Genomic DNA, 14,549 nt, shown 5'->3' with positions numbered 1-14,549 from the left:
CATTCCGTGAATTCTAAAGTATTAAAAACGTTAGAGTTTGATAAAATCAAAGAATTGTTAAAGCAATATGCTGCATCTGCACTAGGTCATGCAAAGGTATCTTCTCTTATGCCATCTGTTGAGTACGATGAAATTACAGCTCTTCACGAAGAAACAGATGAAGCCATGACCATCCTCAGGTTGAAAGGTCATGCCCCATTAGGCGGGATTTTCGATATACGTCCACACGTCAAGCGTGCACAAATAGGCGGGATGCTGTCCCCTTCTGAATTCGTTCAGGTAGCGAGTACGATCCGGGCCAGCAGGAAGCTGACGCTTTTTGTAGAGGAGTTATTGGAAGAAGAGGTGGACATTCCCCTTCTGCAGGAGAAAATGGGAACGGTCATTCCTCTTCCCTATTTAGAACAGGATATTAGGAAAGTCGTAGATGATAACGGGGAAATTCTGGATACAGCCAGTGAAGCACTCCGCACGATCCGTACTCAGCTACGGGCCAATGAAGGACGGATCCGGGAGAAACTTGAACGGATGATCCGCTCTTCCAATGCTCAAAAAATGTTATCCGATGCGATCATTACCATTCGTAACGATCGATATGTGATTCCGGTTAAACAAGAGTACAGGGGTCAATATGGCGGGATCATTCATGACCATTCATCATCGGGTCAAACGTTATTTATTGAACCGGAAGCCATCGTTCAACTGAATAATCAACTTCGCGAGCTTCGATTAAAAGAGCAATCTGAAATTGAAAAGATTCTCCAGGAGCTGTCTGAAAGTGTGCAAGAATCAGGAGAAGAACTGCTCTTGATTGTCAGCGTCCTGTCAGACATTGATTTCATGTTCACCAAAGCGAAGTTCGGGCGTTCCATAAAAGGGTCTAAACCGACGATCAATAATGAACGCCGAGTGAAGCTGAACAAAGCCCGACACCCTCTTCTGCCGATAGATGAAGCGGTGGCGAATGACATCGAGTTGGGGGCAGACTTTACTTCCATTGTCATCACCGGGCCAAATACCGGGGGGAAAACCGTTACCCTGAAAACATTGGGCTTAACGAGTTTAATGGCACAGGCCGGCCTCCCGATCCCGGCTCTCGATGGATCAGAGGTTGGCGTCTTCCGTACCATCTACGCGGATATCGGGGACGAGCAATCGATTGAACAAAGTTTAAGTACCTTCTCTTCTCATATGGTCAATATCGTGGACATCCTTAAAAAGGTAGATCATGAGAGTTTAGTGCTGTTTGATGAACTGGGTGCCGGTACAGATCCTCAAGAAGGAGCCGCACTTGCCATCTCCATTTTGGATGAAGTACATGGAACGGGTGCAAGAGTCGTTGCTACCACTCACTATCCTGAATTAAAAGCATATGGGTACAATCGTGAAGGAGTCGTGAATGCAAGTGTGGAATTTAATGTAGAAACATTAAGTCCTACCTATAAGCTTTTACTCGGGGTCCCGGGAAGGAGTAATGCATTTGAGATATCCAAGCGTTTAGGGCTTTCAGATTCAGTCATTCAGAGAGCGAAGTCTCATATCGGAACAGATAGTAAAGAAGTGGAAAATATGATTGCTTCCCTCGAAGACAGCAGACGTCAGGGTGAACGGGAGCTTGAGGAAGCCCATGAACTTTTAAGACAAGCCGAGAAAATGCATAAAGATATGCAGAAGCAAATGATGGAGTATTATGAGAAAAAGGATACACTGTACGAAAAAGCTCAACAAAAAGCCACTGAAGTTGTTGAAAAGGCGAAGGCAGAAGCGGAACAAGTGATCAAAGATTTACGGAAAATGCAGCATGAAAAATCTGCTCAAATCAAGGAACATGAACTGATCCAGGCGAAGAAACAATTGGAAGATGCTACACCGAAATTGAAAACATCCGGTCAAAAGAAAAAAGTCAATCAGGCGATGCATGAGTTAAAACCAGGGGACGAAGTCAAAGTCTTGAGCTTTGATCAAAAAGGTCACTTGGTCGAACGGGTGTCTGCGAAAGAATGGCAAGTACAGATGGGCATCATGAAAATGAAGGTGAAGGAATCAGATCTTCAATTCATCCAATCTCAACAGAAGGTAGAGACAAAACCATTGGCCACAGTGAAAGGGAAAGATTTTCACGTCAGCCTTGAGCTTGATCTACGTGGTGAGCGTTTCGAAAATGCATTATCCAGGGTGGAGAAATACATCGACGATGCGCTTCTTGCCGGTTATCCCCGCGTTTCCATCATTCATGGGAAAGGCACGGGGGCTTTAAGGCAAGGTGTGCAGGAATACTTGAAAAATCACCGATCGGTCAAAAACATTCGGTTCGGGGATGCAGGTGAAGGTGGAACCGGCGTAACAGTCGTTCAATTCAAATAATAGCCTTTAGACCGCTCATATGTACGAATTTTCATAGTGAAAATAATAGAGTGGTTTAAATAAAGCGGTAAAGGGAGCTTTACGATGAAGAACTTTTGGGAAAATGAATTTGTTCAAACGGCTGGGAATTATAGCGTGGTCATACTATGTCTGGTTCTGTTCTTAGCTATCTTCGAACTAGTCACAAAGTATAAGAATTGGGAAGAAATAAAAAAAGGCAACTTGGCCGTGGCGATGGCAACGGGTGGGAAAATATTTGGGATTGCGAATATTTTCCGCCACTCCATCAGCCACAATGATACCATTTTGACAACAATCGGATGGGGTGTATTTGGCTTTTTTCTATTACTGATCGGCTATTTCATTTATGAATTCCTCACACCCAAATTTAAAATCGATGAAGAAATCGCTAATGATAACAGGGCGGTTGGCTTCATTTCATTAGTTATTTCAGTTGGTTTATCCTATGTCATAGGAGCCGGTATATCGTAAGGAGAGGGAATATGGAAACATTGGCAAAGGTATTGCTCACTTTATGTGGGGGCTTTTTACTCGTTGGGATCATTTATATGCTGTTCTTTACGTAACGGTTGATGAACGAGTTACAAAACAATCAAAGTACTCTGTGAAGAGAGCTTGGAGATTGAAACAATGCTAAAATAATAATAATGTACGAGCAGACTGTCATATGGTTGAATAGGCAGTCTTTTTTCTTTCATAAAATCATCTGTAAGGAAGGTCAAGCCTGAGAAATAGGAAAAAAGTATCGAGTGGATTGATTTCAAATTGTAACTGAAGTCCCCTTATATTATAATAGTGAATAGAAGAAATTTTCTAAATATTCATAAGGAGGGATTACAATGAATAAACCATGGTTTGCTGAATATCCAGCAGAGGTTCCCACGGAGTTAAATTTAATCGAAAAACCACTGCAGTCCTACTTAACTGAAGCGGCTACCCTTTATAACAGTAAAGTTGCCATTCAATTTATGGGCAAGGAAATGACCTTCACAGAATTACATGAATCCGCACTCAAGTTCGCTCATTACCTTAAGACGCTTGGAATTAAGAAAGACGATCGGGTTGCGATCATGCTGCCGAATACTCCTCAATCCGTCATCGCGTACTATGGCATTCTCTATGCAGGTGGAATTGTCGTACAAACCAATCCATTATATATGGAAAGGGAAATTGAATACCAAATGAAGGACTCAGGTGCCAAGGTGATCCTGACATTGGATATTTTATATCCAAGAGTGTCAAAAGTGATGAAGAATACCGGACTTGAGCACATTATTGTAACCGCTATCAAAGACTACCTTCCATTTCCTAAAAATCTCATCTATCCATTCATCCAGAAGAAACAATACGGCATTGTTGTGAAAGTGGACCATTCAGGAAAGAATCATTTATTTACGGAAATCATGAAAACAGCCAAACCGGAAAGCACCGATCATGAATTTGATTTTGAAAACGATGTGGCTCTTCTTCAGTACACAGGCGGTACGACAGGTTTCCCAAAAGGGGTTATGCTTACCCATAAAAACCTTGTCGCCAATGCTTCCATGTGTGATGCGTGGCTTTATAAATGTAAAAAAGGAGAAGAGCGTGTCCTTGGAATTCTTCCATTCTTTCATGTGTACGGTATGACTGCCGTTATGATATTATCCGTCATGCAAGGATATAAAATGATTCTACTTCCAAAATTTGATCCAGAAACAACGTTAAAAACCATTCAAAAGCAGAAACCGACCCTGTTTCCTGGTGCACCTACCATCTATATCGGCCTGCTGAATCATCCTGAACTGAAGAATTATGACTTATCCTCCATCGATTCATGCCTTAGTGGAAGCGCCCCATTGCCTGTTGAAGTCCAGCAGCAATTCGAAGGCGTAACGGGCGGGAAACTGGTTGAAGGGTATGGGTTGACTGAATCTTCACCTGTCACACATTCCAATTTCCTTTGGGATAAGGAAAGAATAAAGGGAAGTGTCGGAGTTCCCTGGCCAAGTACGGATGCAGCCATCTTCTCACTGGAAACAGGAGAACCGCTTCCACCGAATGAAATGGGTGAAATCGTCGTGAAAGGTCCCCAAGTGATGAAGGGGTACTGGAATCGTCCAGAGGAAACCGAACAAACGTTAAGGGATGGCTGGCTCTTGACCGGAGATTTAGGGTATATGGATGAGAGAGGTTATTTCTATGTTGTGGATCGCAAAAAAGATATGATCATTGCGGGAGGATTTAATATTTACCCTCGTGAAATCGAAGAAGTCCTTTATGAACACCCTGCGATTCAAGAGGTTGTAGCTGCAGGCGTCCCGGATGAGTACAGAGGAGAAACCGTAAAGGCGTATGTGGTCCTGAAAGAAGGAGAAGTCCTGACAGAGGAAGAACTCAATGAATTTGCCCGTAAATACCTGGCTGCCTACAAGGTGCCCCGGATCTATGAATTTAGAAAAGAGCTTCCCAAAACGGCTGTTGGAAAAATATTACGCAGAGCACTTGTAGATGAAGAGCGCCAAAAAATAGAGGAAGAACAGAAAACAAGTTAAATGAATACCATTGGGCTTTTTCTTTTTGTTGTAAAATTGGACAAGGCATCTCTTCTTGACAAGTAAAGAAAAACCTTTTATTATAAAAATATGAATGAACAGTCATTCATATTTTCTTAAGGCAGGTCAAGAACTTATGAAACGAAATAAACCTAAATACAAGCAAATTATTGATGCTGCTGTTATCGTTATAGCAGAAAATGGTTACCATCAGGCACAAGTATCCAAGATTGCGAAGCAGGCTGGAGTCGCTGATGGAACGATTTATCTCTATTTTAAAAATAAAGAAGATATCCTGATTTCGTTGTTTAAAGAAAAAATGGTACTCTTTGTCGAAAAAATTGAGGAAGTTATAGCAGGAAAACAGACAGTTTCAGAGAAATTATTAGTGATGATTGAAAATCATTGTAAAATTCTGTCGGATGATCATCATCTAGCGATTGTAACACAGCTGGAGCTCAGGCAATCCAATAAGGATATCCGCTTAAAAATCAACGATGTATTAAAAGGATATCTGCAATTAGTCGATAAAATTCTGATTAGCGGAATAGAATCCGGAGAGTTTTCAAGTGACCTGGATGTCAGGCTGGCCCGTCAAATGATCTTCGGGACTCTGGATGAAATGGTGACAACGTGGGTGATGAACGAACAGAAATATGACTTAGTAGCTCAAGTCCCTGCTATTCACAAACTATTGCTTCATGGGTGTGGCGGCAGGAACTAAATTAGTTTAGGGGGATGAGAGATGGAAAGTTTATCATGGGTCTTAGAGGGAAAGGTAGCAACGGTTCTAATTCAGAGACCTCCTGCTAATGCTTTAGCCAGTGGACTTATTAAAGAAATCGATTCAGTTCTGGATGAGCTTGAAGAAAACGCCGAAGTACGGGTGATCTTACTGAAGGGCGAGGGTCGATTCTTCTCTGCAGGAGCTGACATTAAAGAATTCACAACGATTGAAACGGGTGAAGAATTCTCTAAATTGGCGAAAAAAGGCCAGGACGTCTTTGAGCGGATGGAGAACTTTTCAAAGCCGATCATTGCAGCAATCCATGGCGCAGCTCTAGGCGGTGGTTTGGAGCTTGCAATGGGATGTCACATCCGATTGGTGAGCGAGAATGCAAAGCTCGGTCTACCGGAGCTTCAGTTAGGACTTGTACCCGGTTTTGCTGGCTCTCAGCGCTTGCCGAAATTGGTTGGAAGAGCGAAAGCGGCAGAAATGCTATTAACGAGTGAGCCAATCAGTGGAACAGAAGCTGTACAGTGGGGCCTTGCCAATAAAGCATATCCTGAGGATCAGCTCTTCGATAAAGCGAAGGAAATGGCCGATAAGATAGCGAAGAAGAGCCCAGGGGCGATGAAAGCAGCCATTGAGCTGTTAAGTTATACTAAAGATGATCGCTTCTATGAAGGTGTAATGAGAGAATCGGATCTTTTCGGTGAAATTTTTGTATCCGCTGATGCCAAAGAGGGTATTTCAGCGTTTGTTGAAAAGAGAGAACCTCACTTTAAAGGCTAGAATACATTCTAGTAATATAGTAAACTCTTATTGAGGGGCAGTCTTGAATGTTCAAGCTGCCCATTCAAAGGGGTTAAATTGTCAAAATCTTTTTAAGGGAAAGAATGTTTACATTATTAGGAGGGACTTACGCATGAACATCTATGTACTTTTGAAAAGAACGTTTGATACTGAGGAGAAAATTTCAATCCAAAACGGTCAAATTGCTGAAGATGGAGCTGAATTTATCATAAATCCTTACGATGAATATGCAGTGGAAGAAGCTATTCAAGTTCGCGATGCACATGGTGGAGAAGTGACGGTTGTGACAGTTGGCGGAGAAGAAAGTGAAAAGCAACTGAGAACAGCACTGGCAATGGGTGCAGATAAAGCAGTCCTGATCAACACAGAGGACGACCTTGATCATGGTGATCAATTCACTACAGCCAAAATCCTTGCCCACTATTTAAAAGAACAGGAAGTAGATTTGATCCTGGCAGGTAATGTCGCCATTGACGGTGGATCTGGACAAGTTGGACCCCGTGTGGCAGAACAGCTTGATATTCCATATGTAACAACGATCACGAAATTAGAAATTGATGGCGGGACGGTAACGGTCACACGTGACGTCGAAGGGGATTCAGAAGTAATTGAAACATCCCTGCCTTTACTGGTAACGGCACAACAAGGATTGAACGAACCACGATATCCTTCACTTCCAGGAATCATGAAAGCGAAGAAAAAGCCTTTGGATGAAGTGGAATTGGATGATATTGATTTAGATGAAGATGAAGTAGAAGCGAAGACCAAAACAATTGAAATCTACCTTCCACCGAAGAAGGAAGCAGGTAAAGTGTTAGAAGGCGAATTGGATGCTCAAGTATCAGAGCTTGTTTCACTTCTTCGCAATGAAGCGAAAGTTATATAAGGCTGACTCATAGTAATAACTAACATTCAGGGGGTATTTAACATGGCGAGAAAAGTATTAGTACTTGGAGAAGTTAGGGACGGATCATTACGTAATGTTTCCTTTGAAGCGATTGCGGCAGGTAAAACAGTATCTGAAGGCGGAGAAGTAGTAGCCGTTTTAATCGGCAAAAGTGTAAGCGCTTTAGGTGAGGAAATGATTCACTATGGTGCGGACAAAGTAGTGGTTGTGGAAGATGATAAACTGGAGCAATATACATCAGATGGCTATTCACAAGCCGTTCTATCGGTTATCGACCAAGAGAAGCCTGAAGGAATCATCTTCGGACATACTGCACTTGGAAAAGACTTGTCTCCTAAAGTGGCCAGTAAGCTAAGCACAGGATTGATTTCTGATGCAACTGACCTTGAAGAAGCTGGTGGGAACCTCGTTTTCACAAGACCGATTTATTCCGGGAAAGCATTTGAGAAGAAAATTGTGACTGGCGGTGTGATTTTTGCGACAATCCGTCCAAATAACATCGAGCCGTTAGCGAAAGATGAGTCACGTACAGGAGAAGTTTCTTCCCTTTCCGTTGATATTAAAGACTTACGCACAATCATTAAAGAAGTCGTACGTAAAGCAAGCGAAGGTGTGGATCTGTCTGAAGCGAAAGTCATCATCGCCGGCGGACGCGGAGTGAAAAGTGAAGATGGATTCAATCCTCTTAAAGAACTGGCAGATGTTCTAGGTGGAGCAGTAGGAGCATCACGTGGAGCATGTGATGCCGACTATTGTGACTATTCCCTGCAAATTGGTCAAACAGGTAAAGTCGTAACGCCTGACCTGTATATTGCATGTGGTATTTCTGGAGCTATCCAGCATTTAGCGGGTATGTCGAACTCTAAAGTCATCGTTGCGATCAACAAAGATCCTGAAGCGAACATCTTTAACGTAGCGGATTATGGAATCGTGGGTGACCTGTTCGAAGTAGTACCGATGCTGACTGAAGAATTTAAAAAGCTTAAAGTATCTTCTTCTTAATTCAATTCACGTTTCAAGTAGCGACTATAGGGTATAAGCATAGTGTGTAGTGAAAATAAGGATGCAGCCGGATGGCTGCTCCTTATTTTTCTTCCCTGTATATTCCGTTATCTGAAGGGAATATTACCTACGAGCAGATTAATAGCATCACAAAAAAAACGGTGATATACTAACGTTACACTTAAAGTTTTTAGGAGGCGCATATAAATGGCAATTACACACGCTACTGATCAATCATTCTCAACTGAAACAAATTCCGGACTGGTATTAGCGGATTTCTGGGCACCTTGGTGTGGACCTTGTAAAATGATCGCTCCAGTACTGGAAGAGCTAGATGGAGAAATGGGCGACAAAGTGAAAATCGTCAAAGTTGACGTTGATGAAAATCAGGAAACAGCAGGTAAATACGGGGTTATGAGTATCCCGACTTTAGTTGTCCTTAAAGACGGCGAAGTTGTAGACAAAGTAATCGGTTTCCAACCTAAGGAAGCACTTGCTGAGCTATTAAACAAACACGTATAAGAAATTCTTTTAAAACACCGGGGCTGTCTATACAGCCCCGGTGTTTTTGTATTTTTTTGATGGTACATTATGTTTGTCCCTTAAAATCGAGCCCTCTCCCCATAAATTTCAACAAAATTTTCAAAAAACGTTGACTATGAGAATCATTCTCGATATAATTTTAAACGGAAATGAAAATCATTATCATTTATATTTATCATTCATTCGGGGGTACATACATATGAAAAAGAGAGACTTGACCAAAATCTTTGCAGCATTTCTATTAACAGGTTCCGTATTAGCAGGTTGCGGCAGCGCATCTGAAGAACCGAAAGAAGCAGATCAATCTTCTGAAGAGAAGCAAGAAGAACCAAAAGAAGAAAAAGAAGAAATGACGCTTAATGCAGAATCACAAGTTAAAGCGTATTCAGATATGAAAGCTGAATTAGAGAAAATGAAAGAAGACAAGGAAGTAAACTGGGATACTGTCAATGACATTTACACTTCTGAGTTACAAGCAGCGGTAAATGAAGTGAATGGAGAATTTTCTCAAGGAATTGAAGCCGCTATCTCAGGTGGTCAATCAGGTGAGCTTGACAAAAACGTTGCTCGTCAAATCATTGATAAATTGACGCAATCCTACTTCTATCAAGTTCAAAAAGGGTTACAAGGTCAAGCAAGTGAAGATCTGGAAGCGGATAAAGCAGATGATGCGAAAGCAAAGTTTGCAGAAATTAAGTACCTGGCAGAAAATGTATTCATTCCTACAGCTGAAAAGCGTGATGGATTATATGAGTTATCAGGAGAATCCAGCATGGTAGAAAACATTAACAACGGCTTGTCACTACAAGAAGAAGCGTTGGCTGATTCAAATGCGGAAGACTTCGCAGTTTATAAGCAAGTGACAGATAAATCCATCTATCAAAGCTACTACCTTGCTTCAAATTCCTATGCTGAAAAAATCAGTAAAGCGGTTGAAGAAGGAAATACGGAAGAGTTAGCAATTATGCAAGCAGAAGGATATGGCTTCCTCCAGGCTATTAAAGGATCTTTATCCGGTGGCGACGAGGCTGCTGCGAATGAACTGGATTCCATCTTCTCGCTGGAAAATGATCCATCTACGATTGATGCTGATAAAGTGAATGCTCTATATACGAAAGCAATCAAAGGTAAAGCAGAAGGGTATCATGAGGAAGCGGCAGAAGCTGTAGAGTCCGGTGATATTGCGGAAGCAAAAGTAGAAGCAATGGAAGGCAATATGTTTGTAAAAATGCTAGAGGTGAACGTGAAAGACAAACTTGGTGAAGAGAAATCACAAGAGATGTTTGATCTTTCTCAAAAATGGTTTGAAGCAATCTCTTCTGAAAAAGCAGATGAAGCGAAACAGCATAGTGAAGCTATTCTTAACATCCTGAATCAATTATAATATAGTGTATAGAGACTGGCCCGTATGTTGGGTCAGTCTCTATTTGTAAGTAATTCTTATTCTTCATGCACGATTGTGCTAAACTAAACCTATTGTCTAAAAGTCAAGAGAGTGTGATGAAAGTGAAAATAGTAATTACAGGCGGTGCAGGATTTATCGGGATGCACCTGACAAAAAGGCTTCTTAAAGTGGGTCATCAGGTTTCAATCATCGATTGTTTCCATACCTATTATTCGGCTGATCGAAAGAAACAGCATTTGAAAGAGATTCAATTCCCTACCGGGGATTTATACGAAGTCGATCTAGTAGACCGTGACAAGACTAGAGCGATCATCCATGAATTAATGCCCGACGTGGTCATCCATTTAGCCGCTTTGCCAGGGGTGGCCTATTCATTGGAAGAGCCGCTGAAATATGTGGATTTTGATATTAAAGCGACGATCAATATGGTAGAGGCTTGTGGGGAAGCCGGAGTCAAACAATTCTTGTTTGCCTCATCATCCTCTGTTTATGGGGATAAGCCGGGAAGGCCGTTAAAGGAAGAGGAGGCAGATGGTATGACCATTTCTCCATACGCTGCTTCGAAGTGGAGTGCAGAAAGCTTCTGCCATATGTATGCACGCATGTATGATATGCATGTGAACATCTTGCGTTTCTTTACGGTTTATGGTCCATGGGGAAGACCGGATATGGCAATTCCTAAATTCATATCGAAACTCCTGAAAAACGAATCCATCTCCATTTTCGGTAGCAATAGTGGAAGGGATTATACGTATATTGATGATATCATTCACGGGATTGAATTAACCTTACAAAAAGGGAAAAGGGGAGAAACCTATAATTTGGGTAGTGGACGGGTAGTGAAAATGACAGCATTATTAGAGGTTCTCCACCGTCATTTCCCTGGAATGAATGTAAATTATGACACGTATCGCCTTGGCGACGTTTTTTCTACTCATTCAGATATTTCAAAGGCTCAATCTCACTTGGGATATTCTCCAACCACCACCATTGAAGACGGAATAGAGAATACCATTCTGTGGGCAAAGCAAAATGAAAAGCATTTATAAATCTCTTAAATACTTAATCGGAATCGGGATCGTTTGTTACTTTATATGGTTCATAGCAACAGGATGGGACCATGAGCAGTTTAAACGGTTTTTATACCAACTGATTCTTCATCCCGTCATGGTGATGTCGGGTGTGGTCATTTATGGTTCTTCTTTCTATTTAAAAGGGATAGCCACGAAAAAGCTTCTAGGTGATAAAATCAAGCTTTCCAGTGCCATGTATGGTCTTTGGTACAGCTTGGCAATCAATCATCTGCTGCCAATCAAGAGCGGGGATGTTCTACGATCGTATATTTTATATGAAAGAGAAGGATTATCTAAATCAGCTTCTGCTCAATCTGTTATTATAGTAAGGCTGATGGATATTCTTTCACTCTGTCTACTCGTATCGTTTGGGATATCGTTTGTAGCATTAGAAAATCCACTATCAACAGGTGTCATTTTAGTTGTCGGAGGAATCATCTTATTCGTGATAGGCATGATCTCTTATTACAAGCGTCGATTTCTCTATCAGCAATGGAATGTCATGCTCTCTCTCATAAAGGGGAGGGGATTTTTCTATGCATTTTTCCTTGTTTTCATCAGTTGGATATTGGAAGCGGCCCTGTTGCTGTCCGTTTGTATCGCAACAAATACAGGAATTTATACCTTTCAAGGTATATGGGTGAATAGCTTAACCATTATCGGTCAGGTCTTTCAACTTACACCGGGTGGGCTTGCGAATTATGAAGCAATCATGGCTTTTGGGCTCAATCAATTTTCAGTAACCTTGGAAACAGGTATGACCATCGCAGTTCTGACACATGGGATCAAATTCATATTCTCATATTCTGTAGGTTTATATGCGCTAGTGAAGTATCCTATTTCACTGACACTCATTAAAAAGTTAAGTAAAAGAAAAGGAGGGGCATAAAGTGAAAAGCGCCTCTAAGTTTGAAAAGGTAGCAGCACGCTGCTGGAATTTATTAAATGAAGGAAAACCCTTCACACCCATTTTCACTATAGGTACGATGCTTCTCTTTCATATTGGTGATTTTGCATCGTTACCATTTTGGCTGAATTTCACGATTAGTTTAGCGATCACCCTGCCACTTTTTATATTATTTTTTGTTTATGATTTCCCATTGTTTTTAAGAAACTACCTGTGGATACCGATTGTGGCTTACTTAATCATCGGATTGGAATGGAATCTCGCGTTATCACTGTTAGGAGTCGGGCTCTACTTTTTCTTCACGATTTTATTCTGGGGAACGTTATATTATCACCTGCGCATCGGAACGTCTTGGCTTAACTTCACAAGGTTCTGGAAGCTCGTGCTGAAAAACAGTGACTCTACAAGCGGGAATGCCCAGGAGCAGCTTCCTAAATTTCTATTATTGCTGGCTTACTGGCAGTACACGTACTCCCTCCTTGATACAAGCCAGCCGCTGCCAATCGTTCAGTTCTTAAGCTTCTTTGGAGGTCTTTTGGTTTTCACATTTATTCTTCACCGTTATTTATTCGATTGGAAGCCAAAGATGTATGAAGAATATGCGAAAAATGCGGAAGATTGGAAAGAAGATCGGGCAGATCGTGTCGTGGTCATCGTGGTGGACGGAATGAGGAAGGAACGATTTCAAGAAGCGGAAACACCATTTTTGGATTCCCTCAAGGCAGAAGGAACAGAATTCTCCAACATGGAGACGGTATATCCTGCCCGCACGGTTGTCTGCTTTTCATCCATGTTCACCGGGACGTATCCATATGAACACGGGATCACCTCGAATATGGTTTGGAAGCTGGGGATTAAAGTCGAAAGCATTTTTGACTCTTTACGAAAAGTAGGGAAGAAGGGAAGGCTATTAGGGGTTGCCCATCTGGTCGATTCCATGGGGTCTGACGTTGATACGTTCACAGCCGTCATGCATAACGATGAAGCCGATCCGACAATCATGAAAAAAGCGAAACATATCATGAAAGAACAAGATCCGGATTTATTCATCGTACAAATGATCGGCACCGATCAAACCGGGCACAGTCGCGGGGTTTTATACGACGAGTATTTGCAAAAGATAAAAGAAGCAGACCGATTGATTGAAGACTTTGTCCAATGGATGACCGAGGAAGGCAAGATGGATAATACAACATTATTTATCTGTGCCGATCATGGGCAGGCTGATGGAATCGGGGGACACGGGCATCTTGATGAAGGAGAACGATTCGTTCCATTTATCATGCACGGACCTAATATCCATAAGGGACGCAAGGTAGAGTCCAAGCATAGTCTTGTTTCCATGGCCAGTACCATCGCTCATATTCTGGGAGCACCATTCCCGAGTCATGCACGTGGACCTGTATTAGAAGAAGCATTTAGAAGAAAGGAAGAACATCGTGAATAAACAGAAGGTTGTTGTTTTTTTGCCTGCTTATAACGAAGAAGAAACCATCGGGGATGTCATCCGTGACATTCCCAGGGAGTTTCATCCTGATGTTCAGGTCGAAGTACTTGTGGTGAATGATGGGTCGACCGATGACACCGTTAAGGTTGCAGAAGAAGCAGGAGCAGACTACATCGTACATATGGAACGTAATTCAGGCTTAGGGGCTGCGGTAAGAAGAGGGTTAAAGGAATCGCTGCTAAAAGGAGCGGATATCGGAGTCATGATTGATGCGGATGGGGAATATCCTGCATCTCAAATTCCTGAGCTGTTAGAGCCGATCTTCACGAATCAGTCAGACTATACAATGGGATCACGCTTTAAGGGAACCATCGACGGGATGAGGATCCATCGCCGCCTCGGTAATTATTGTTTTACCTTACTACAATGTGTGTTGCTGAAAACCTGGATCTATGATGGTCAATCAGGGATGAGGGCATTCTCTAAACAAGTAATGGAACATGCAGAAATCATTCATGACTATAATTATGCTCAAGTGGTGACTCTAAATATCATGCGTAAAGGTTTCAGAATGATGGAAGTTCCAATTGAATATAGAGTCCGGACGAAGGGACAATCCTTCATCAAGTTCAAAGCCTATATGTTTAATGTGCTTCCGGCTATCGCACAAGAAATGAAACGGCCTGTTGAAAAAGTGGATATAGATTATAATGTTCACAAAATTTCTGCAACATCCATTGAAGGCCTTTAAAATCGTATTGACAAGTATAATGATAATCATTATCATTGAAAATGCAGGAGGATTTCCA

Annotated in this window: 13 protein-coding genes; all 13 read left to right on the top strand. The window is 41.8% G+C overall.

All coding sequences use genetic code 11. The annotated features are described in order from the left end of the window. The first annotated feature begins 6 nt into the window (after window positions 1–6). On the top strand, window positions 7–2,364 hold the full coding sequence (locus ACXAF2_RS05615; protein ID WP_475137709.1) for an endonuclease MutS2: 2,358 nt from the start codon (window positions 7–9) through the stop codon (window positions 2,362–2,364). 84 nt (window positions 2,365–2,448) lie between these two features. Further along, window positions 2,449–2,856 carry a DUF350 domain-containing protein gene (locus ACXAF2_RS05610; protein WP_148969871.1) on the top strand — a complete coding sequence of 136 codons (408 nt, stop codon included), beginning with the start codon at window positions 2,449–2,451 and terminating at the stop codon, window positions 2,854–2,856. 368 nt (window positions 2,857–3,224) lie between these two features. Beyond that, complete coding sequence (locus tag ACXAF2_RS05605) at window positions 3,225–4,919, top strand: long-chain-fatty-acid--CoA ligase (RefSeq protein ID WP_475137708.1); 1,695 nt, start codon at window positions 3,225–3,227, stop codon at window positions 4,917–4,919. A 136-nt stretch (window positions 4,920–5,055) separates the two neighbouring features. Then, window positions 5,056–5,643, top strand: a complete 588-nt coding sequence (locus tag ACXAF2_RS05600; RefSeq protein ID WP_113969555.1) for a TetR/AcrR family transcriptional regulator — start codon at window positions 5,056–5,058, stop codon at window positions 5,641–5,643. A gap of 21 nt (window positions 5,644–5,664) precedes the next feature. Continuing rightward, window positions 5,665–6,435, top strand: coding sequence for an enoyl-CoA hydratase (locus ACXAF2_RS05595; RefSeq protein WP_475137707.1), 771 nt, complete (start codon window positions 5,665–5,667; stop codon window positions 6,433–6,435). Between the two features lie 133 nt (window positions 6,436–6,568). Continuing rightward, window positions 6,569–7,342 carry an electron transfer flavoprotein subunit beta/FixA family protein gene (locus ACXAF2_RS05590; protein ID WP_149156248.1) on the top strand — a complete coding sequence of 258 codons (774 nt, stop codon included), beginning with the start codon at window positions 6,569–6,571 and terminating at the stop codon, window positions 7,340–7,342. 42 nt (window positions 7,343–7,384) lie between these two features. After that, complete coding sequence (locus ACXAF2_RS05585) at window positions 7,385–8,365, top strand: electron transfer flavoprotein subunit alpha/FixB family protein (RefSeq protein WP_475137706.1); 981 nt, start codon at window positions 7,385–7,387, stop codon at window positions 8,363–8,365. Between the two features lie 207 nt (window positions 8,366–8,572). Further along, window positions 8,573–8,887, top strand: a complete 315-nt coding sequence (gene trxA / locus ACXAF2_RS05580) for a thioredoxin (protein ID WP_148969866.1) — start codon at window positions 8,573–8,575, stop codon at window positions 8,885–8,887. A 220-nt stretch (window positions 8,888–9,107) separates the two neighbouring features. Continuing rightward, window positions 9,108–10,292 carry a hypothetical protein gene (locus ACXAF2_RS05575; RefSeq protein WP_475137705.1) on the top strand — a complete coding sequence of 395 codons (1,185 nt, stop codon included), beginning with the start codon at window positions 9,108–9,110 and terminating at the stop codon, window positions 10,290–10,292. 116 nt (window positions 10,293–10,408) lie between these two features. Further along, entirely contained in the window at window positions 10,409–11,362 is a 954-nt protein-coding gene (locus tag ACXAF2_RS05570; protein WP_475137704.1) for an NAD-dependent epimerase/dehydratase family protein, read from the top strand. Next, complete coding sequence (locus ACXAF2_RS05565) at window positions 11,346–12,275, top strand: lysylphosphatidylglycerol synthase transmembrane domain-containing protein (protein WP_475137703.1); 930 nt, start codon at window positions 11,346–11,348, stop codon at window positions 12,273–12,275. Before ACXAF2_RS05570 ends, ACXAF2_RS05565 begins: the two co-directional genes overlap by 17 nt. Window position 12,276: 1 nt before the next feature. Further along, complete coding sequence (locus tag ACXAF2_RS05560; RefSeq protein ID WP_475137702.1) at window positions 12,277–13,740, top strand: alkaline phosphatase family protein; 1,464 nt, start codon at window positions 12,277–12,279, stop codon at window positions 13,738–13,740. Continuing rightward, window positions 13,733–14,491: a glycosyltransferase family 2 protein gene (locus tag ACXAF2_RS05555; protein ID WP_475137701.1), complete on the top strand. Its 759-nt coding sequence runs from the start codon at window positions 13,733–13,735 to the stop codon at window positions 14,489–14,491. Before ACXAF2_RS05560 ends, ACXAF2_RS05555 begins: the two co-directional genes overlap by 8 nt. The last annotated feature ends 58 nt before the right edge of the window (window positions 14,492–14,549 follow it).

The sequence above is a fragment of the Rossellomorea sp. ABR4_004 genome (assembly GCF_056159585.1).
Note: the sequence above shows the minus strand (reverse complement) of the source record. Positions and strands in the feature narration are given on the sequence as shown.

What these genes read in the sequence shown, in the direction of transcription:
- ACXAF2_RS05610 (WP_148969871.1), top strand. Translation starts at nt 2,449, where the DNA reads ATGAAGAACTTTTGGGAAAATGAATTTGTTCAAACGGCTGGGAATTAT.
- trxA (WP_148969866.1), top strand. Translation starts at nt 8,573, where the DNA reads ATGGCAATTACACACGCTACTGATCAATCATTCTCAACTGAAACAAAT.
- ACXAF2_RS05590 (WP_149156248.1), top strand. Translation starts at nt 6,569, where the DNA reads ATGAACATCTATGTACTTTTGAAAAGAACGTTTGATACTGAGGAGAAA.
- ACXAF2_RS05570 (WP_475137704.1), top strand. Translation starts at nt 10,409, where the DNA reads ATGAAAGTGAAAATAGTAATTACAGGCGGTGCAGGATTTATCGGGATG.
- ACXAF2_RS05600 (WP_113969555.1), top strand. Translation starts at nt 5,056, where the DNA reads ATGAAACGAAATAAACCTAAATACAAGCAAATTATTGATGCTGCTGTT.
- ACXAF2_RS05575 (WP_475137705.1), top strand. Translation starts at nt 9,108, where the DNA reads ATGAAAAAGAGAGACTTGACCAAAATCTTTGCAGCATTTCTATTAACA.
- ACXAF2_RS05605 (WP_475137708.1), top strand. Translation starts at nt 3,225, where the DNA reads ATGAATAAACCATGGTTTGCTGAATATCCAGCAGAGGTTCCCACGGAG.
- ACXAF2_RS05595 (WP_475137707.1), top strand. Translation starts at nt 5,665, where the DNA reads ATGGAAAGTTTATCATGGGTCTTAGAGGGAAAGGTAGCAACGGTTCTA.
- ACXAF2_RS05585 (WP_475137706.1), top strand. Translation starts at nt 7,385, where the DNA reads ATGGCGAGAAAAGTATTAGTACTTGGAGAAGTTAGGGACGGATCATTA.
- ACXAF2_RS05565 (WP_475137703.1), top strand. Translation starts at nt 11,346, where the DNA reads ATGAAAAGCATTTATAAATCTCTTAAATACTTAATCGGAATCGGGATC.